The following is a 19,675-nucleotide window of genomic DNA, read 5'->3' as shown; positions in this document are numbered from 1 at the left end:
AAGCCTCCAAGAACAAGAAACGGTCTCGATGCTTGCGCTTGCCATCTTCGTGGTCACCCTCGTCTTCGTCATCTGGCAGCCCAAGGGGTTCGGGATCGGGTGGAGCGCCCTCATCGGGGCCGCCGTGGCGCTCGCCACAGGGGTCATCAGCCCCGGTGACATCCCTGTGGTCTGGCACATCGTCTGGGACGCCACCTTCACCTTCGTCGCCCTCATCATCATCTCGCTGCTCCTCGACGAGGCCGGCTTCTTTCATTGGGCGGCGCTACACATCGCCCGCTGGGGCGGCGGCCGGGGACGTTTGCTATTCCCGCTGGTGATCCTGCTCGGCGCGGCCATCGCGGCGGTGTTCGCCAATGACGGGGCGGCCCTCCTGCTCACCCCCATCGTGCTCGCCATCCTGCTCCGGCTGAACTTCAAGCCGGCGGCGGCGCTGGCCTTCATCGTCGCCTGTGGGTTCGTGGCGGACTCGACCAGCCTGCCGCTGGTCATCTCGAACCTCGTCAACATCGTCTCAGCGAACTTCTTCGACATCTCCTTCAGCCGATACGCGGCGGTGATGGTGCCGGTGAACCTCGTCTCGCTGACCGCGACCTTGGTGGTGCTGTGGCTGTTCTACCGGCGCGACCTTCCGGCCACGTACCCCGTGGCCGAGCTCGAAGCGCCCCGCCACGCGATCAAAGACCCGCTGGTCTTCAGGGCGGCTTTCCCGCTCCTCGGGCTGCTGCTGGTCGCCTACTTCGTGACGGCACCGTTCGGCGTGCCGGTCTCGGTGGTCACTTGCGCCGGAGCACTGGTCTTGCTGGCGCTGGCCAACCGCAGCCGCGTCATTCCCATCCGCAAGGTCCTGACGGGGGCCCCCTGGCAGATCGTCCTGTTCAGCCTCGGCATGTACCTCGTGGTCTACGGCCTGAAGAACGTCGGCCTGACCGACTACTTGGCGCAGGGGCTCGTCTGGCTCTCGGGCCATGGTCCGTTCGTTGCCACCATCGGCACCGGGTTCGCCGCCGCCATCTTGTCCTCGGTCATGAACAACATGCCGAGCGTGCTCGTGGGTGCGCTCTCCATCCAGCAGGCTCCGGATCTCTCGCCCCTGATGCGCGAGCTCATGGTCTACGCCAACGTCATCGGCTGCGATCTCGGCCCGAAGTTCACCCCAATCGGCAGCCTGGCGACCCTGCTCTGGCTGCACGTCCTCGACACCAAAGGCCAGCACATCACCTGGGGCCAGTACATGCGGGTGGGTCTGGTCATCACGCCGCCGGTGCTGCTCGTCACCCTCGCCGCCCTGGCGCTCTGGCTCCCCGTGCTCGGGGCTGGGTAGCGGACCGATGGCTCCGACGCGCCGCTGGCCCGTGATCTCGGCCCTGGGGGTCGTCCAGATCCTGACCTGGGGCTCCTCGTTCTACCTGCTGTCGGTGCTCGCCGCCCCGATGTCGGAGGATACGGGATGGCCCTTGGCGTGGGTCATCGGTGGCCTGTCCCTGGGCCTCCTCGTCGCGGGTTTGGTCTCGCCGCGCGTGGGAGCCTTCATCGGGGAGCATGGAGGCCGGCCCGTCCTGGCCTTTGCGGCCCTGGTCCTCGCCGCGGGCCTCGCCATCCTCGGCCTGGCTCCGAACCTTCCGACCTACCTGGCGGGATGGCTTCTCATCGGTCTGGGCATGGGCACCGGACTCTACGATCCGGCCTTCGCCACCCTCGGGCGCCTCTACGGCTCCGAGGCACGGAGCGCCATCACGACGCTGACACTCTGGGGCGGCTTCGCCAGTACGGTATGCTGGCCACTCTCCGCCTTCCTGATCGAGCAGGTGGGCTGGCGCGGGACCTGCCTCGCCTATGCCGGGCTTCATCTCGCGGTCACGTTGCCCCTCGTCCTTCTCGTGATCCCCCAGCAGCCCGTACGTATTGTTTCGCGATCGGAAGGCGTGATCCCTGCCATCCGGCTTGAGGGACGAGAGCGTCGTGCCTTCCTCCTCATGGCGGGGGTGCTGACCCTTGGGGGCACGGTCATGGCGTTGGTCTCGGTGCACCTCATCACCCTGCTCCAGGCCCGTGGCGTGGCACTCACCTCGGCCGTCGCCTACGGCGCCCTGATCGGGCCGGCACAGGTCGGGGCGCGCATCGTCGAGATGGCTGGCAAGGGCCGGCATCACCCTCTCTTGACCCTCTCCGCGGCGATGATCCTGGTAGCCATCGGGGTCGCGATGCTGGCGGCCGGCCTACCCTTGGTCGGGCTGGCGCTGGTCCTCTACGGGGCTGGCAACGGGATCTATTCGATCGCCCGGGGAACGGTGCCCATGGCCCTGTTCGGTCCCGAGCGCTACGCCCCGCTCGTCGGCCGTCTCGCCCGTCCAGGGTTGGTAGCGCAGGCGCTTGCGCCCTCCGTCGGAGCCGTTGTCCTCACCCACGCGGGCGCGAACGCCACCTACGCCCTGCTCAGCGTGCTCGCCGTTGCGAACGTCGCGCTTGCCCTGTCCCTCTGGCGTGTTCGGCCCGGAGGATAGAAAAGCGACGGCCGCCGCGGACGTCCGCCGCGGTCCCCAATTCGATCCTTGCCTTCGACGGATCCCGAGCCTACTGACGCTTAAACGATTCCATAACGGTTTAAGTGTCGTGAAAGAAGAGCAAGCGCTCGATGGCTTCGCAGCCATCGCGCAGGAGACACGCCTGCGCATCATCCGCCTCCTGGTCACGGCCGGGGCGAAGGGCATGGCGGCCGGCGCCATCACTCAGGCGATCGCCGGGGCCTCCGCGCCGCGCATCTCGTTCCACCTCGGCCACCTTGAGAACGCCGGTCTTGTGGAGAGCCGCCGCGAGGGGCGCTCCATCATCTACAGCGCGATCTTTCCGGCCCTGTCCGACCTTGTCGCCTTCCTCATGCGCGATTGCTGCGAGGGGCATTGCGAGGTCTGCGACCGCGCCATCGACCTGTTCGCCAAATGCACCGGCCGGCCCCAGCGGGTCGAGCAAGCCCCCAAGATAGTCTGCGAGGAAGCATGACAAACCTGCGCGACACCCTCGAAGGCCACCAGATCGCGATCTACTTCGTGGCCATCGGCGTCGCCGCTCTTACCGCCCTGACGCTGCCCGGAACGACGGCCCTGGAGGTCGGCATCAACCCGGCCCTGGCGCTAATGCTCTTCGTCACCTTCCTCCAGGTGCCCCTGCCTGAACTTGGGCAAGCCTTCACGCGAGTCCGTTTCCTGGCGGCGCTCCTGGTCGCGAACTTCGTCGTGCTGCCGATCCTGGTGGCCGGCCTGATCCGGTTCGTGCCTGCCGATCCCATGCTGCGGCTAGGGGTGCTCATGGTCCTGCTCACGCCGTGCATCGACTACGTCGTGACCTTCGCACACCTCGGTCACGCGGACGCCAAGGTGCTGCTGGCGTCCACCCCGGCGCTCCTGATCGCGCAGATGCTCCTTCTGCCCGTCTACCTGAACATCTTCCTCGGCGAGGACGCCGCCAGGTTCGTCCAGGTCGGTCCATTCGTGCACGCGTTCGTCTGGCTGATCGCCGTCCCTCTCGGGCTTGCCGCGTCGGTTCAGCATTGGGCCGGACGCAGCCTAGCCGGGCAACGGGTGTCCACAGGCCTCGGACTCCTGCCGGTACCCGCAACGGCCCTCGTCCTGTTCGTGGTGATCGCGTCCGTCCTGCCCCAACTCGGGCCCGCGCTCGACGATGCCATCCGGGTGGTCCCGATCTACGTCGCCTTCGCCGTGGCGGCACCGCTTCTGGGTTGGACGGTCGGGCGCGCATTCCGCCTTGATGCGCCCACCGTCCGCACCCTCGCCTTCAGCGCGGCCACCCGCAACTCCCTTGTGGTTCTGCCACTGGCGTTTGCGGTTCCGGGTGCCGTGCCACTCCTGCCCGCCGTCATCGTCACACAGACGCTGGTCGAACTCCTCGCGGAACTCATCTACGTCCGCCTCATGCCCAGGTTCGATGCCCCGGCATCCTCGCCGGTCGCCGCCTAGGTCGACGGTCGTTCCACGGACGAGCGGCTGCGTGACCCCGCATCGCCACCCGCTTCCGGCCTCTTGGGACCAAGGCAAGGACGACCGGCGGTCCCGTTCCACTGCTGTGTGTCGGAGGGGCCGGCTTTCACATCGGTGCATCGAGCATGTCGAGAACCGGGCAGGCCGGCGTCGGGGCGCCGCTGCACCGCTCCACGGTGTCGCTCAGGATGCGCTCAAGCCGCGCGAGACGAGCGAGCTTGGCGCGGACCTCGGAAAGGTGGGCGGCGGCGACGTCCCGGACCTCGCCACAGGACCGGTGCCCGGGCGCGGCCAACGCCAGCAGGGTTCGGATGTCCTCGATCCCGAAGCCCAATGCGCGGGCCTGACGGATGAACGCCAGGCGCCGGACATGAGCAGGATCGTAGGCCCTGTGACCGCCTTCCGTGCGGGCGGGCGGCGGCATGAGCCCGATGCGCTCGTAGTAGCGGACGGTCTCCAGGTTGATCCCGGCCGCCGCCGCGATCTGGCCAATGGAGAGACCTCGCGAACCCTTCGCCATTTTTCGCTTGATCCCGTAGTGGCTACGGGATGCAGGGTGGCACGATGATGATCGACACACCATCCATGACGCCTTCCGCACGACCCGCCTCAGGTCCGCGGGACGGCCTGCCGGTTTTCTCGGGAAACTGGTTCGCAGGGCTGGGCACGGTCGCCGGGCTGGGTGCCCTGGCGGCTTCGTCCTGCTGCGCCCTCCCGGTGGCGCTTGCCGGTCTCGGCGCGACAGGGGCGGTGTTCGGAGGGTTGGCCATGTTGGCGAGCATCCGGCCGATCCTGCTCGGCGGGGCCGCCCTGGCCCTCCTCATGGGTTGGGCGCTGTTCTTCCGTCACCGGGCGACGGCATGCGACATGGCCGAACCATGTGCTCGCACGGGGCCGTCATGGCATACCCCTGGCCTTCTCGGGCTTGGGACGGCGCTGGTCGGTTTGGCGCTCGCGTGGGAACCATACCTTGAGCCTGTCGTGCTCAAGGCGATGCGGTGAGGCCGACGATGCAGCTTCGGTCCACCCTGACCTGCCCGCACTGCGGTCATCGAGCGACGGAGACGATGCCGACCGACGCCTGCCAATTCTTCTACGAGTGCACCAGCTGCGGCACGCTTCTGCGCCCGAAGGCGGGCGACTGCTGCGTCTTCTGCTCCTTCGGCGACGTGCCCTGTCCGCCCATCCAGGAAGCGCGCGAGAACGGCGGGTCCGCATCCTGCTGCTCGGGGTCCTCCTGAGCTGCGGACCGGACACGAAGCTTACCCGCTTGGTCCAAGTCCGGGCAGGGTGCCGTGCTGAACGATCCGACCCTCGATTTAGCGTGTCCGAAGCCGTCGGGTGCATGGCTTCGGAGGTCCGAGCGCGAGACGTCCTGCGCGTCCCGTACTCCAGTCCCTTCCTCGCCGGTCTACGATGTGGCATCGTCCAAAGGTGACCTTCTGGCTCGCCCTTCGCAGGCTGCTCCCGCTCCTGGCGGTCCTCAGCCTCGCCCTTGCGCCGGTGACCGCATCCGCGGCCGCCGCGGGCATGCGCGCGCCGACGGCCGTTCAAGGTCACGCCATGGCGATGCCCGACGAGGCCATGGACGACATGGCCGGGATGGCCATGGACGAGATGCCGTGCTGTCCCAAGGAGCGGCCGGGCATGCCCGACTGCTCGAAGGGTTGCCCCCTGATGGCGCTCTGCCTGGCGAAGGTCGCCACCGGGCTGCCGGTCGCCGTCGGACTTCCGGGCCGCGTCGCCGGCGTCGAGGGGCCGACCTGGGGCGTCACTGCCTCCTTCGACAGCCTGTCGCAAGGGCCGCCCACCGAGCCTCCCCAAGCCTGAACCCGATGCCGCCGGCGCCTGCGCCGGCCGATCCCGCGCGCCTGAAGGCCCGGGTCCCATCGTTTTCAGGAGATCATCGACCGTGTCCAAGACATCGTTTTCGCGCGCCCTCACGGCTGCGCTGCTCGGCCTCGTCCTCACCGCCGCGGCCCGGGCCGACACCAAGGACTACGAATTCCAGCTGGTGAAGGACGAAGCCAAGCAGGGCGAGGCCATCCTCGACGTCCGCCTCGTCGACAAGCGCACGTCCAAGCCCGTGCCGAACGCCGTCATCTTCGCCAAGCGCATCGACATGGCGCCCGACAGCATGGAGGAGATGACCTCCAAGATCGAGCAACTGCCCTCGCCGGAGCCGGGCCTTTACCGGTTCAAGGCGAAGCTGACGATGGCCGGCGGCTGGCGCCTCTCGCTCGGGGCCAAGGTCCAAGGCGAGACCGGCACCGTCGAGAACAGGCTGGTGTTCAAGGCCACCAAGTGAGCCGGTCGGCTTGGGCGGCCGGGACCCTCTCCGCGCTCGCGGCGGGGGTTTTGGGGTATGGCGCGGGGCATGAGGGCAGCCCCGTGCCGGCGCTCGTCCAGCAGGCGCGGACCGGGTTCGCCCATTGGCTGCCGGGAACCCGGCAGCCCTCTTCGGTGCCCGCTCGGGTCCCGGCCAAGGCGACGGGACCGGTCGTCTACTACCAGGACCCGGACGGAAAGCCGGACTACGCCTCCGAGCCCAAGCGCACGGCGGACGGTCGAGACTATCGCGCCGTCCACGCGAGCGAGGAGGTGCGCTTCGACGAACCCGACGAGACGGAGGCAATGCCCGACGCCGGGCACGGCGACATGGCCATGGCTCAGGCCACGATGCCGGAGACGAGTGCCCGCAAGGTGCGCTTCTACCGCAACCCGATGGGTCTTCCGGACACCTCGCCGATTCCGAAGAAGGACTCGATGGGAATGGATTACCTCCCCGTCTACGAGGGCGAGGACACCGACGACGGCACCGTGAAAATCTCGCCCGGCAAGCTCCAGCGCACCGGGGTCCGGACGGCGGTCGTCGAGCGACGCGTCCTGTCGATGCCGGTGCGCGCACCTGGCGCCATCGAGGAGGACGAGCGCCGGATCTCGGTCATCGCGATGCGTACCGACGCCTTCATCGAGAAGGTCGAGGCCATCACCACCGGCGACCACGTGCACAAGGGCCAGCCCCTCCTGCGCCTGTTCTCGCCGGAGATGAACGCGGCCGCCGCGCAGTACCTAACCGGCATCGGCTACGAGGGCGCCCGCCGGCGTCTTGAGAACCTCGGCATCCCGCCCGAGGTCATCGACGAGATCGAGCGATCCCGAAAAGTGCCCTCGACCATCACGTGGTCGGCGCCCCGCGACGGCGTCGTGGTCGAGCGCAACGTCTCGGACGGGATGCGCGCCAAGTCCGGCGACACCCTGTTCAAGCTCGTCGACCATTCCCGGGTCTGGGTCTTGGCCGACGTGACCGAACGCGACCTGGCGGCCGTGGCGGAGGGCCAGACGGCGACCGTGCGCGCCCGGACGTTTCCTGATCGCGTCTTCACCGGCGCGGTGACCCGGATCTACCCGCACCTCGCCATGGGGACCCGGACCGCCCGCCTGCGCATCGAGTTGCCCAACCCGAACGGCGACCTGCGCCCGGGCATGTTCGCCGACGTCGCCATCGCCACGGGCAGTGACAAGCCGGTGGTCGCGGTGCCCGATGACGCCGTCATCGATACCGGCATCAGGCAGGTCGTCCTGCTAGACAAGGGAGAGGGTCGCTTCGAACCGCGACCGGTCAGGCTCGGCGTCCGCGGCGACGGCTACGTCGAGATCCGCGCCGGCATCGCCGCGGGCGACCGCGTGGTGACCTCGGCCAACTTCCTCATCGACGCCGAGAGCAACCTGAAGGCGGCCCTCCAAGGTCTTTCCGAGCCGAAGCCCGATCCCGGGCCGCAAGCCGCCGCCGAGGGGAAGGCGCCATGATCGCCCGCCTGATCGCCTGGTCGGCGCGGAATCTGGTGCTAGTCCTGATCGGGACCATCTTCGCGGTCGGAGCCGGGCTCTACGCCCTGAAGACCCTGCCGCTCGACGCGATCCCGGACCTCTCGGACGTGCAGACCATCGTCTACACTGAGTACCCGGGCCAAGCTCCCCAGGTCGTGGAAGACCAAATCACGTACGTCCTCTCGACTGCCATGCTGACGGTGCCGCGATCCAAGGTCGTTCGCGGGTTCTCGTTCTTCGGGGTCTCGTTCGTCTATGTCATCTTCGAGGACGGCACCGACCCGTACTGGGCTCGCAGCCGAGTGCTCGAATATCTCAACACCGTGGCCAAGCGCCTGCCGGCGGGAGTAACCCCGACCCTGGGCCCCGACGCCACCGGCGTCGGCTGGGTCTACCAGTACGTCGTGGTGGCTAAGGAACGGACGCTGGCCGAGCTCCGCTCGCTCCAGGACTGGGTCGTGCGCTTCGGGGCGTCGCGTGCCGAGGGCGTGGCGGAGGTCGCGGGCGTCGGCGGCTTCGTGAAACAGTACAACGTCGTGGTCGATCCCAACCGGCTCCGTGCGCAGGGCATCACCCTGTCCAAGCTCCGGGACGCGATCCGGTCGAGCAATGCCGACGTCGGCGGCCGCACCGTCGAGCTCTCCGAGTTCGAGTTCGTCGTCCGTGGCCGCGGGTATCTCAAGAGCGTCGCCGACATCGAGAGCATCGTCCTGAAGACCGAGGCGGGCACCCCGCTGCGGGTGAAGGAGGTGGCTCGGGTCGAGCTCGGTCCCGACGAGCGCCGCGGCATCACCGAGATGAACGGCGACGGCGAGGTCGCCGGCGGGATCGTCCTGCAGCGGTTCGGGGCGAACGCCCTGAACGTCATCGAGAACGTGAAGGTGCGCCTTTCCGAAGTCGCCGCCAGCCTGCCCAAGGGCACGGAGATCCTGCCGGTCTACGACCGCTCGCACCTGATCGAGGCGGCCATCGAGACCCTCAAGGGTACCCTGATCGAGGAGAGCGTCATCGTCGCCCTCGTCTGCGTCGTGTTCCTGCTCCACGTCCGCAGCGCGCTGGTCGCGATCCTGATGCTGCCGGTCGGCATCCTGATGGCGTTCGCGGGCATGAAGGCCCTCGGGCTCGGGGCCAACATCATGAGCCTCGGCGGCATCGCCATTGCGGTGGGCGCAATGATCGACGCCGCCATCGTCATGATCGAGAACGCCCACAAGCACTTGGAGCGGGCTGACCCCGGAAAGTCCCGGGTCGAGATCCTCATCGAGGCAGCGAGCGAGGTCGGCCCCTCGCTGTTCTTCTCGCTTCTCATCATCACCGTGAGCTTCCTGCCGATCTTCACCCTGGAGAGCCAGGAGGGGCGCCTCTTCGGGCCGTTGGCCTTCACCAAGACATTCGCCATGGCGGCGGCGGCGGTGCTGTCACTGACCCTCGTCCCGGCGCTGATGGTCCTGTTCGTCCGCGGCCGGATCATCCCAGAGCACCGCAACCCGGTGAACAGGCTCCTCATCTGGGTCTATCGGCCCCTTATCGCCGGCGTGCTCCGGGCGCGCGTGTTGACGGTCCTGCTGGCCATGGTCGTCCTGGCGGCGACGGCATGGCCGGCGAGCCGGCTCGGCTCGGAGTTCATGCCCGACCTCGACGAGGGCACGCTGATGTACATGCCGACGACCCTGCCGGGCATCTCGGTGACTAAGGCGGGGGACCTGCTGGCGACCCAGGACAGGATCATCAAGTCCTTCCCCGAGGTGGCATCGGTCTACGGCAAGGCCGGTCGCGCCAACACCGCGACCGATCCGGCGCCGAGCGAGATGTTCGAGACCATCGTCAACCTGAAGCCGAAGGCGGAGTGGCGCCCCGGGGTCACGACGGCGAGCCTGAAGGCCGAGATGGACGCTGCACTCCAGTTTCCCGGGGTCTCGAACGCTTGGACCCAACCGATCCGCGCGCGGATCGACATGCTCTCGACCGGCATCCGCACCCCTGTCGGGATCAAGGTGATGGGGACCGACCTCACCGAGATGGAGAAGGTCGCCCGCCAGGTCGAGGCGGTGGTGAAGGCGGTGCCGGGCACGTCGAGCGCCTATGCCGAGCGCGTCCAGGGCGGCTACTTCCTCGACATCACCCCCGACCGCGAGGTGCTGGGTCGGTACGGGCTGACGGTCGGGGACGTGCAGGACGTCATCGCCATGGCGCTCGGCGGCGAGAGTGTCACCAACACGGTCGAGGGCCGCGAGCGCTACACCGTCAACGTGCGCTACCCACGCGCCTTTCGCTCCGACCCACGATCCATCGGCTCCGAGGTCCAGGTGCCCATCGCAGGCGGGGGTACGGTGCCGCTCGGCGAGGTGGCCAAGGTGCAGTTGAACCGTGGTCCGACCCAGATCCGGACGGAGAACGGCCGGCTCGCGGTCTTCATCTACGTCGACGTCGCCGGTCGCGATCTCGGGGGCTACGTCGCCGAAGCCAGGGCGGCGGTGACCAACGAGGTCAGTCTGCCGCAGGGCACACTCGTGCAGTGGAGCGGGCAGGTCGAGTACCTCGACCGGGCGACGGCCCGGCTGAAGGTCGTGGTCCCGCTGACGCTGCTGATCGTGTTTCTGCTCCTTTACCTGAACTTCCGGCGGCTCACCGAGACGTTCATCGTCATGCTGTCGCTGCCCTTCGCTCTCGTCGGCGGGGTCTGGCTGATGTGGTGGATGGGCTTCAATGTGTCGGTGGCGGTGGCCGTCGGCTTCATCGCGCTCGCCGGCGTCGCGGCCGAGACCGGCGTGATCATGCTGGTCTACCTCGATCATGCGTTGATCGAGGCGCGGGCTGAATGCGGTCGCGCTGGCAGGGCCTTCACCCGCGAGGGCCTGCGGCGGGCGATCATGGTGGGCGCGGTCGAGCGGGTGCGTCCGAAGATGATGACGGTTGTCGCCATCATGGCCGGGCTACTGCCCATCCTGTGGAGCACCGGCTCTGGCTCCGAGGTTATGCAGCGGATCGCGGTTCCCATGATCGGCGGCATGGTCTCGTCGACCATGCTGACCCTGGTCGTCATCCCGGCGGTCTACGGTCTCGTGAAGGGATGGAGCCTGCCCGAACCCGAGATGCCGACCGAATCCGTTGAAGTCGCCGAATTGCCCTTAGCGGCAGAGTGAGAACGGGAGACCGACCATGAACGAGACGATCATGACGACCCGGCGTGCCGCGATCCTGGGACTAGCGGCTTTGGTCGTCCCCGGGCACCGCGCTCTGGCACAGGACCTGCCGACCCTGTCCGTGACCAAGGACCCAACCTGCGGCTGCTGCGAGAGGTGGGTCGCCCACCTGCGGGAAAGCGGTTTCCCGGTGACCGTCACCGAAGGAGCGGTGAACCCGCTTAAGGTCCGCCTCGGGGTGCCGCGTGACCTTTCAGCCTGCCATACCGCCCAGGTTGGCGGCTACGTCGTGGAGGGGCATGTCCCGGCCGGGGCGATCAAGCGGCTGCTGGCCGAGAAGCCCAAGGGCACCGGACTGGCTGTCCCTGGCATGCCGACGGGTTCCCCCGGGATGGAGGTCGAAGGCATGGAGCCGGACACCTACGACGTCGTCCTATTCGGGCCGACCGGGCGGAGCACCTTTGCGCGCTATCGAGGCGGCGCAATTATCTGAGACGAAGCCGTGACCTCCGGGAGGGGAGGGTAAGCGTGAGGCCAGGGCGCGCCCGATGCACCTCATGCTATGGAGGCCCATGCGCCGCTTCCCGCCCGAACGCATCGTCTGCCTGACCGAGGAAACAGTCGAGACCCTGTATTTGCTCGGGGAGCAGGACCGCATCGTCGGCGTCTCCGGCTATGCGGTCCGTCCTCCACAGGTCCGCCGCGAGAAGCCGCGGGTCTCCGCTTTCACCAGTGCGGACATTCCGAAGATCTTGGCACTCGCGCCCGACTTGGTGCTGACCTTTTCGGATCTTCAAGCCGGTATCGTCTCAGACCTCATACGGGCAGGCATTGCCGTGCATGCGTTCAATCATCGGGACGTCGCCGGTATCCTTGCCATGATCCGCACCGTCGGCGCCTTGGTCGATGCCCGAGACAAGGCGGAGGCGCTGGCGCTCGGCTACGAGAACCGGCTCGCGCGGGTGGCTGCCCAGGCCCGGGGACAGGCGCGATTGCGCGTGTACTTCGAGGAATGGGACGAGCCCCTCATTTCGGGCATCGGGTGGGTTTGTGACCTGATAGACATCGCTGGCGGCAACGATGTCTTCCCGAACCTCGCCCGGCAGCCGGCCGCTAAGGACCGTATCGTGGCGCCGGAGGCGGTGCTGGAAGCCGCTCCCGAGGTCATCCTGGCATCTTGGTGCGGGAAGAAGGTTGTGCCCTCGCGCATCGCCGGGCGGTCGGGCTGGTCGGCCATCCCCGCCGTCGTGAACGGACGCATCGTGGAGATCAAGTCGCCCCTGATCCTGCAGCCCGGTCCTGCAGCACTGACGGACGGCCTCGACGCCATCCTGCAGGCATTGGGTCATCCGCTCCTGGATGACGACCCTTATCCGCTGACTCCGGCCTTGGGTATCGCCGCCGCGCCGTGGCGCCTCACCGAGAGGCACCGCACGCAGCTTCTCAAGGTCCCGGATGAGGGATGGATCGAGGGCACTCGCCTCGACGCACGCTCGCTGGAGGTCCTCGTCCGGCGCGGATGGATCCGACGCGCGCACGCCGACCCCCTCGGGCGGGCGCGCCGCGACGGATACCAGCGGACGGAGGCGGCTAGGCTCGCGCTGGGCATTACGACCGCGCCACCCTAAAGGGTGGGCGCCCCTCATGCGTGGCGCGCGATCCTAGAAATGGTGGTGATGCCGCCGATGATGATGATGGTGGTGGCCCCAGCCATGGTGGTGATGTGGCCGGAAGTGATGATGGTGTCCCCAGCCGTGATGGTGACCTCTGCCGTAGTAGCCCCCGCCGTGGTGATGGTGATGCCGGCGATGGTGATGGTGATGCTGAACGTGACGCATCAGGCCAGGGCCATCCTGCATCGCGATGACCCCGCTCGGTGTCACCGGAGCGGCGGAAGCGGCGGTGCCGAACGTCAGGACGGCGAGGATCGACAGAGCGATCAAGGAAAAGGTGCGCGTCATGGGCTTTCCTCCTCAATGAGGAACGAACGCCCGGCGAGGTCTCCTTAATCCCGCCCCCGGTCCTGAGCCAACGGTAATGGCGACGGAAAGGGGCCCCGAAGGGCCCCTGGACGATCACATGCGGTGGTGGCGATGGCCGTGACCGTGGCGCATCATGTGGCCACGGCGATGGTGGTGATGGCGCATGCCGTGCCCACGATGGTGGTGATGGCGCATGCCATGGCCGCGGTGGCCGTGGCTGTCGTGCATGCGAACATCGACGATGCTGGTCGGGGCATCGACGGCGCCGACCATACCGGGAGCGGCGGAGGCAGGTGCGGCGATGCCGATGGCACCGAGCGCGGCCAGGGCGGCGACGGCGAACAGGGACTTCCTCATGGGAGCTTCCTCGTTGGTTGTTGCTGGATCGTCTTGGCCCCGGGCCGGACCGGCGAACGGCCCATCGGGAGCGACGAGGAACGGCTTCGCTTCGAGGAGGGTTCCGCGGATGCGCAGTCTCCCGATGGTCATGGATAAGGAAGGCTTGTCCCTGACTTACCGCGATGTCGGCGTTGTTCGTCCGCGAGGCGGATCCCGGGTTCGAACGGAGTGGCCATGCGTCTGCGACCGTGTTACCTATTGGGTAACGTAGTGCGGAGCATTACCTTGCGGGTAACGGATTGGTGCGATGCAGATCCGTTTCCGGTCTAGGCGCCTGGGGAAGGCGCTGTCGGACCCGAAGGAGATGGCGAAGGCCTACGGGGACAGGGCGAAACCGATACGGAAGCGGCTGGACGTGTTGGGGCAGGCGGCCTGCCTCTCGGACGTTCCGACGGAGCCACCCGTCCGCCGGCATCAACTCGGCGGTAACCGGGACGGCCAACTCTCGGTCACGATCAAGGACAACTGGCGTATCGTCTTCGTGCCCGACCACGACCCGGTGCCCTGCCTGCCTGACGGCGGGCTCGACACGGGTCAGGTCACGGCGGTCGAGATCATCGAAATCGTCGACTACCATGGCAACTGAACGGCGGAGACCAAGGGGATGACGACGCAGGAAGCCTGGACGCCGCAATGGGCGACCCATCCCGGCGAACACCTCGAAGAGTACATCCAGGAGCGCGGCTGGTCCCAGGCCGAGTTCGCCCGCATCGCCGACATGACGCCCAAGCTAGTCAGCACGATCATCAACGGCTCCAACCCGGTCACGCCCGAGACCGCACTGAAGCTGGAGCACGTGCTCGGCCTCAAGGCCTACATCTGGACCGGCCTCCAGGCGAACTGGGACCTGTTCCAGGCTCGGCAGCGGGAGCAGGAGGCGGCCGTGCGGGAGGCCGAATGGCTCAAGGGGTTCCCTATCAGGGAACTGAAGGCCTGTGGTCGCCTTCCCCAGACCAACGACCCCGGCAGGATCATGGACGGTCTGCTGGGCCTCCTCGGGATCGGGGGACCGCACGCCTACGAGGCGAAGCTCGGTTCCCTGGCCGTGCACCACCGCAAGGCGAGGACCGGCACCACCTCGCCCCACCACATGCTGTGCTGGCTGATGCTGGGCGAGGAGAAGGCGCGCCGGCTCAGCCTGCCGGCCTACGATCCGGGGCGGTTCAAGCAGGGATGCGCAGAGATCCGTTCGCTGACCGTGGAAATGCCTGAGACCTTCGAGCCGCGCATGCTCGAAATCTGCCATGCGTCCGGCGTCGCCCTAGTGTTCCAGAAGCCCCTAAGCAAGACCTGCGTCTTCGGATCGGCGCGGTGGCTGAACGACGACCGTCCCATGATCCAGATGTCGCTGCGCATGAAGAGCAACGACCATTTCTGGTGGACCTTCTTCCACGAGGCGGCGCACATCAGCCTGCATCGCGGAATGAATTTCGTCGACGACAAGAACGGCGAGGACAACGACGTCGAGGCCGAGGCGGATGCCTGGGCCGAGGAGATGCTGGTCGGGCGCGAGCGGATCGATGCCTTCGCCACCACATGCCCACGGACGAAGCAGGAGGTCGTGACCTTCGCCGACGAGGTCGGGCTTCATCCGGGCATCGTGGTCGGCATGCTGCAACACCGACGCGTCCTCGCATTCAGCCACCTGAACGACCTGAAGGCACGTTTGGGATGGGCGGACGAGGTCGCCGCCGCCTGAGTGCGCGGGGCATCGGTCAGGCCGCCTCGGTCATGGGGGCGCTGATGGCCGACAGGCCCATCACCTCCGCCCGTCCCCCGCCGCGGCGAAGGTCTCAAGCAGGCGCCGACGCTCAGCCACGAGAATGCTAGTCCCCGGCGGCTTGGGCGCTGCCGTGCTCCGTACCGGCTCCCGCCTTCCGACGAGCGCGACCGGCCCCTGCGCTGGCATGTCCACCTCTCGCGGGCCTGATGCCAGGGCTTCGGGTCGGCTTACCTCGCCTAGTCCGTTGCCGGCAGCCATCATGGTCTCGCGGAACGCCCGGTGCTGACCGCCGTCCTCGTACACCAGCCGGACCGCCGACGTTCCGCTCGCCACGAGGGCGGCGACCTGCCGCTCGTCGTCCGCCTGCTTCCGGGCGACCGCGTCGGCGGCGGGGGCGTCAACGCCCGCATCGAACGCGTAGCGTCCGCCCGCCACGTCGACGGCCGGTTCCGCCCCCGTGACCTCGAACCGGTCCGACCCTTCCTTGAGGTTCCTCCAGAAGGCCATGTTCGGGTCCTGCCGGTGCCGGGCGAGGTTCTCCGGGGTCATGCGGAACGGGTAGGACTGGAACTGGACGGCTCGCTGCCCGCCCGCGAACGCCTCGCGGACGACGGCGTAAAGCTCCGAGATCGCCTCGTCCGTCATCGCGAAGCAGCCCTGGGACGAGCACGAGCCATGGACCATCAGGTGCGTCCCCGTGCGCCCCAGGGAGCGGTCGTACGCGTTCGGGTAGCCGAGGTTGAACGACAGGTAGAGGCTGGAATTCGCGTTCATGGACTCCGGCGTGATCGCGTAGAAGCCCTCGGGGGCCTGTCGGTCGCCCTCCCGGGTCTTGGGCCCGAGCTGACCCGACCACCGGCACATCGGATACGTCTTCAGCAAGGCGTACCTGCCGTCCGCTCCGCGCTTCCAAAGCTCGATCTCGGACTCCTTCTTGTAGGCCCGCATCAGGATCGGGTCGGCGGAAGACACACCCTTGGTGGACATCAAGGCCAGGGTCTCAGGCGGGATGGGCGCGAGGTGGCGGGTCGAGCCAGCGTACCGTCCGTCCTGGCAGGCGGACAGCGCCGACAGGAGAGCCAACCCGAGCGTGATCTTCTTCAGCATGTCGGCCTCGACGGTATCTGTGTCCGAGCCTGGGCCCGGGAGGGGCATGACGGGTTGCCGTGGCCACGGTTCGGCGGGATCGGGGCTATCATGAGGTCAATTCCCCGGCATCGGGATGCCGCCGGCGCGTTCGGAAGCCGTCGATGAGCAGCAGGACGACGCCCAGGGAGATCCAGGCATCCGCCAGGTTGAAGGTGAACCAGCGCATGCCGCCCATGTGCAGGTCGAGGTAGTCGGTCACGGTCCCATCCATGAACCGGTCGATGAGATTGCCCGCGGCGCCGCCTGCCATCGAGGCGAGCCCGAGGCGTTCGAGCCCGCTTCCCGCTGCCACGGCACAGCCGGCGATGAGGCAGGTAAGCGTGCCCTGGATGCCAAGAAGAAGGGTCAGGGAAGACGGATCGCGTGCCGGGAACAGGCTGAAGCTGATGCCGTGGTTGAACGACAGGCTCAGGTCGACGAAGGGCAGGAAGCCCTGGACCCCACCCTCGGCCAGCCAACTCTCGGCCGCCGCCTTCGCGGCGAGGTCGATGGCCGCGGCGGCCACCAGGATGGCGCCCACCGTCGCGACCCGGCGGGCCAGTCCCTCGGATGGGGTGGTCATCATGCCCTCAGAAGGCGGAGCGCGTTGGCCGTCACCAGGACGGTCGCACCGGTATCCGCCAGGATGGCCGGCCACAGCCCGGTGATGCCGGCGAGCGTGGTCACGAGGAACACCGCCTTCAGTCCGAGTGAGATGGCCACGTTCTGATGGATGTTGCCGAGCGTGGCCCGGGACAGCGCCACGAGGGCGGCGACGTCGGACACCCGGTCGTTGAGAACGGCGGCATCGGCAGTCTCCAGCGCGGCATCGGTACCGCCGCCCATGGCTATGCCGACGTTGGCTGCGGCAAGCGCGGGGGCGTCGTTGATGCCGTCGCCGACCATTGCCACAATCCCCAATTCCTTCAGGGCATTAACCTCGGCGAGCTTGTCCGCAGGTAGAAGATCGGCCCGGGCGGTGAGCCCGAGGCCCCTTGCGATGGCCTCGCCGGTACGGCGGTTGTCGCCCGTCAGCATCACGCACTCGACGCCGAGCCTGCGCAAGGACGCGATGGCGGCGGTCGCATCCTGTCTGGGCTCGTCCCGGACCGCTATGGCGCCGAGGGCCTCGCCGTCCCGGACCACGATGACCGCGGTCTTGCCTGCTTCCTCCAGCGCCGCCACGGTCCGCTCGGCCTCGTCTCCGAGGGGGGCCAGCGTCGCCGCGTGGCGGGGGGAAGCCACCACGACGAGCCGTCCTGCTACGGTGGCCTGGACGGCCTTACCGGGCACCGCCCTGGCGTCACGCACCGGCCGTAACGGGATGCCGTCCACCCCCGCGCGTTCGATAAGAGCTCGGGCGATGGGGTGGCTTGACCCCGCCTCCACCGCCGCTGCCAGCCCGAGAAGGGCCCGGTCCGTCATGCCCGTGGCGAACGGCAACACGTCCGTGACGAGCGGCCGACCGACCGTGAGCGTCCCGGTCTTGTCGAAGGCGACGGTTCGAACCCGCCCGATGGTCTCAAGGGCGGCGCCACCCTTCACCAGAAGTCCGCGACGAGCCCCGGCGGCCAGCCCGGAGGCGATGGCGGCGGGAGTCGAGAGGACGAGTGCGCAGGGGCAGGCGATGAGGAGCAGAGCCAATCCACGATAGATCCAGGTGCTCCAGTCGGCACCGAGCAGGAGGGGCGGCCCAAGCGCGGCCAGCGCGGCGAAGGCGAACGCCACCGGGGTGTAGACGGCGCTGAAGCGGTCGATGAAGCGCGCGGTCGGCGACTTCGACGCCTGCGCCTCCTCCACCATATGCAGGATGCGGGCGACGGTGTTGTCGGAGGGCATCCGGGTCACCCTGACCTGCAGGGCGCCGTCCGCGTTCACGCTGCCAGCGTAGACCGCGTCCCCGATTTCCTTTGGCCGGGGGACGGATTCCCCCGTGATGGGGGACTCGTCGAGGCTCGACGACCCGTCCGTGATCTCACCGTCGGCGGGCACGCGGTCGCCGGGGCGGACCAGCACGGTCTGCCCGATCCGAAGGGCGGCAGCCGGCACCTCGCGCACGATACCGTCCTCCTCGATCAGGCGCGCCGTCTTCGGCACGAGGCCTACGAGCGCCTTGATGCCGGCCCGGGATCGGCCTGCCGCGAAGCCTTCGAGCATCTCGCCGACCGTAAACAGCAGGACCACGACCGCGGCTTCCTCGGCGGCATGGATGGCGAGCGCGCCGACCGTCGCAACCGACATCAGCATCTCGATGGAGAAGGGCGAGCCATTGCGCGCCGCAGCGATGGCCCGGCGTCCGTAGAAGGCAAGCCCAAGGAGCGCCCCGGGCCAGTAGGCGTACTCGCCGACCAGCGCAGGCTGGGCTTGATCCAGTAGGAAGCCCACGGCGAACAAGGCTGCGATGGCAATGGCTAGGAGCCCCTTGCGGCTGCGCCAGGCGGGGGGCTCCGCCTTCTCGTCCTCGACCGAAAGGATATCGGTCCCGGACGAATGGGCATGGGCGAGGTCGGCTGCCGTGGGCAGGGAGGCGACGCCGTAGCCGAGGCCGGCGATCCGCTCCTCAAGCGCAGCCCGGGGCGTCGCGCCCTCATCAAGCACGAGGTCGAGGACCTGGGCCGTGTAGTTCACGCGCACGTCGCCGACGCCGGGGAGGCGGGTCACCGCCGTCTCGATCTTGGCCGCGCAACTCGGGCAATCCATGCCCTTCACGCGGTAGCGCAGTGCGGCGGCTGCGGGGATCTTCCCCATGGTTCCTGTCCCCGGCATGGCATGCTCCGTCGGCCCGGGCGTCGCGCCGGGCGGTGGGACCCCCTATGTGCACCCTGTAGCAACTACAGGGTCAAGACCGTGGCGAACGCATCCTCCATGACCATCGGCGACTTGGCGGCGGCGACGAACACCCGTGTCGAGACGGTCCGGTGGTACGAGAAGGTGAAGCTCCTGCCGAAACCCGCGCGGTCGGCGGGCAACTATCGCCTGTACGGCCCGGAGCACCTGCGTCGTCTGAGCTTCATACGGCGTGGCCGGGACCTCGGCTTCACCGTGGACCAGATCCGCGAGCTTCTGGCTTTGGCCGACGAACGCGGCCGGTCCTGCGCCGAAGTCGACACGATCGCGCGTGCGCACTTGGCGGAGGTCGAGCGGAAACTCTCGGACCTCACCAGGCTCGCCCGTGAGCTGAGCGACGTCATCGGTCAGTGCAAATGCGGCTCGGTCGCAGACTGCCGCATCATCGAGGCCTTGTCGCCTCACGGCGACCTGGCCTGAGCGGGGGACCGACCAAATCGGGGCACCGGCGGATGGAGACGGCCGAGCCGGCGTCAGCCCGATGGGGGTGATCGCCCATCGGTCCAGCGGCGCTCACGTCATGGAGCCAAGGAGATAGAGCAGGATCCAAACGCCAGGAACGAGGAGCAGCACCCAGGCGAAGGAGCGTAAAGCCGCCTTGCGAACGTGCGGCCGCACCCGCCGCCG

At 68.1% G+C, this 19,675-nt stretch carries 20 protein-coding genes and 1 pseudogene; 16 read left to right on the top strand and 5 right to left on the bottom strand.

The genetic code is table 11. From position 1 onward, the window contains the following. Positions 1-28 precede the first annotated feature (28 nt). The 4 genes from BM249_RS12260 to BM249_RS12245 all read left to right on the top strand — a co-directional run bounded on the left by BM249_RS12260 (position 29) and on the right by BM249_RS12245 (position 3,974). Complete coding sequence (locus BM249_RS12260) at positions 29-1,324, top strand: arsenic transporter (protein ID WP_091972193.1); 1,296 nt, start codon at positions 29-31, stop codon at positions 1,322-1,324. 7 nt (positions 1,325-1,331) lie between these two features. Beyond that, the gene (locus BM249_RS12255) at positions 1,332-2,504 is read left to right on the top strand and encodes an MFS transporter (protein ID WP_056355007.1); all 1,173 of its coding nucleotides are present in this window, start codon (positions 1,332-1,334) and stop codon (positions 2,502-2,504) included. Between the two features lie 109 nt (positions 2,505-2,613). Next, on the top strand, positions 2,614-3,000 hold the full coding sequence (locus BM249_RS12250; protein WP_091972191.1) for an ArsR/SmtB family transcription factor: 387 nt from the start codon (positions 2,614-2,616) through the stop codon (positions 2,998-3,000). Then, on the top strand, positions 2,997-3,974 hold the full coding sequence (locus tag BM249_RS12245; protein ID WP_056355013.1) for an arsenic resistance protein: 978 nt from the start codon (positions 2,997-2,999) through the stop codon (positions 3,972-3,974). The genes BM249_RS12250 and BM249_RS12245 overlap by 4 nt, the downstream gene beginning before the upstream one ends. A gap of 127 nt (positions 3,975-4,101) precedes the next feature. On the opposite strand, the gene BM249_RS12240 is transcribed toward BM249_RS12245, so the two are convergent. Beyond that, the gene (locus BM249_RS12240; RefSeq protein ID WP_056355016.1) at positions 4,102-4,515 is read right to left on the bottom strand and encodes a MerR family transcriptional regulator; all 414 of its coding nucleotides are present in this window, start codon (positions 4,513-4,515) and stop codon (positions 4,102-4,104) included. A 44-nt stretch (positions 4,516-4,559) separates the two neighbouring features. On the opposite strand from BM249_RS12240, the gene BM249_RS12235 reads away from it, so the two are divergent. The 9 genes and pseudogenes from BM249_RS12235 (at position 4,560) to BM249_RS21700 (ending at position 12,978) form a co-directional block, all read left to right on the top strand. Next, on the top strand, positions 4,560-4,997 hold the full coding sequence (locus BM249_RS12235) for a mercury transporter MerT (protein WP_177232402.1): 438 nt from the start codon (positions 4,560-4,562) through the stop codon (positions 4,995-4,997). Positions 4,998-5,005: 8 nt separating this feature from the next. Continuing rightward, entirely contained in the window at positions 5,006-5,236 is a 231-nt protein-coding gene (locus BM249_RS21985) for a GDCCVxC domain-containing (seleno)protein (RefSeq protein ID WP_056355022.1), read from the top strand. A gap of 193 nt (positions 5,237-5,429) precedes the next feature. Beyond that, on the top strand, positions 5,430-5,825 hold the full coding sequence (locus tag BM249_RS12225; protein ID WP_056355025.1) for a hypothetical protein: 396 nt from the start codon (positions 5,430-5,432) through the stop codon (positions 5,823-5,825). Between the two features lie 82 nt (positions 5,826-5,907). Further along, on the top strand, positions 5,908-6,303 hold the full coding sequence (locus BM249_RS12220; protein ID WP_056355028.1) for a FixH family protein: 396 nt from the start codon (positions 5,908-5,910) through the stop codon (positions 6,301-6,303). Beyond that, on the top strand, positions 6,300-7,805 hold the full coding sequence (locus BM249_RS12215; RefSeq protein WP_091972187.1) for an efflux RND transporter periplasmic adaptor subunit: 1,506 nt from the start codon (positions 6,300-6,302) through the stop codon (positions 7,803-7,805). Before BM249_RS12220 ends, BM249_RS12215 begins: the two co-directional genes overlap by 4 nt. Then, entirely contained in the window at positions 7,802-10,969 is a 3,168-nt protein-coding gene (locus BM249_RS12210) for an efflux RND transporter permease subunit (RefSeq protein ID WP_056355035.1), read from the top strand. Before BM249_RS12215 ends, BM249_RS12210 begins: the two co-directional genes overlap by 4 nt. Before the next feature lie 16 nt (positions 10,970-10,985). Beyond that, positions 10,986-11,462, top strand: coding sequence for a DUF411 domain-containing protein (locus tag BM249_RS12205; RefSeq protein ID WP_056355038.1), 477 nt, complete (start codon positions 10,986-10,988; stop codon positions 11,460-11,462). Positions 11,463-11,541: 79 nt separating this feature from the next. Continuing rightward, positions 11,542-12,312: pseudogene (locus BM249_RS12200) on the top strand (cobalamin-binding protein); the annotation flags it as partial. 324 nt (positions 12,313-12,636) lie between these two features. Next, the gene (locus tag BM249_RS21700) at positions 12,637-12,978 is read left to right on the top strand and encodes a hypothetical protein (protein WP_056355041.1); all 342 of its coding nucleotides are present in this window, start codon (positions 12,637-12,639) and stop codon (positions 12,976-12,978) included. Between the two features lie 66 nt (positions 12,979-13,044). Here BM249_RS21700 and BM249_RS12190 read toward each other — a convergent pair whose 3' ends face one another. Next, entirely contained in the window at positions 13,045-13,308 is a 264-nt protein-coding gene (locus tag BM249_RS12190) for a hypothetical protein (RefSeq protein ID WP_082487871.1), read from the bottom strand. Positions 13,309-13,597: 289 nt separating this feature from the next. Here BM249_RS12190 and BM249_RS12185 point away from each other — a divergent pair, with 289 nt between their 5' ends. After that, positions 13,598-13,936 carry a type II toxin-antitoxin system RelE/ParE family toxin gene (locus BM249_RS12185; RefSeq protein ID WP_056355047.1) on the top strand — a complete coding sequence of 113 codons (339 nt, stop codon included), beginning with the start codon at positions 13,598-13,600 and terminating at the stop codon, positions 13,934-13,936. Between the two features lie 18 nt (positions 13,937-13,954). Beyond that, positions 13,955-15,049 (top strand): HigA family addiction module antitoxin, encoded by a 1,095-nt coding sequence (locus BM249_RS12180; protein ID WP_056355050.1) that lies wholly within the window; start codon positions 13,955-13,957, stop codon positions 15,047-15,049. Positions 15,050-15,109: 60 nt separating this feature from the next. On the opposite strand, the gene BM249_RS12175 is transcribed toward BM249_RS12180, so the two are convergent. The 3 genes from BM249_RS12175 to BM249_RS12165 all read right to left on the bottom strand — a co-directional run bounded on the left by BM249_RS12175 (position 15,110) and on the right by BM249_RS12165 (position 18,949). Further along, a complete protein-coding gene (locus BM249_RS12175; RefSeq protein WP_056355301.1) occupies positions 15,110-16,180 on the bottom strand; it encodes a L,D-transpeptidase family protein in 1,071 nt (356 codons plus the stop codon). 88 nt (positions 16,181-16,268) lie between these two features. Then, positions 16,269-16,787 carry a signal peptidase II gene (lspA, locus tag BM249_RS12170; protein ID WP_177232401.1) on the bottom strand — a complete coding sequence of 173 codons (519 nt, stop codon included), beginning with the start codon at positions 16,785-16,787 and terminating at the stop codon, positions 16,269-16,271. Further along, the gene (locus BM249_RS12165; RefSeq protein WP_056355056.1) at positions 16,784-18,949 is read right to left on the bottom strand and encodes a heavy metal translocating P-type ATPase; all 2,166 of its coding nucleotides are present in this window, start codon (positions 18,947-18,949) and stop codon (positions 16,784-16,786) included. Before BM249_RS12165 ends, lspA begins: the two co-directional genes overlap by 4 nt. 117 nt (positions 18,950-19,066) lie before the next feature. On the opposite strand from BM249_RS12165, the gene BM249_RS12160 reads away from it, so the two are divergent. Continuing rightward, positions 19,067-19,468, top strand: a complete 402-nt coding sequence (locus BM249_RS12160) for a MerR family transcriptional regulator (protein WP_056355059.1) — start codon at positions 19,067-19,069, stop codon at positions 19,466-19,468. Positions 19,469-19,675 lie beyond the last annotated feature (207 nt).

It is taken from the genome of Methylobacterium gossipiicola (assembly GCF_900113485.1).
Lineage (GTDB): Bacteria > Pseudomonadota > Alphaproteobacteria > Rhizobiales > Beijerinckiaceae > Methylobacterium > Methylobacterium gossipiicola.
Note: the sequence above shows the minus strand (reverse complement) of the source record. Positions and strands in the feature narration are given on the sequence as shown.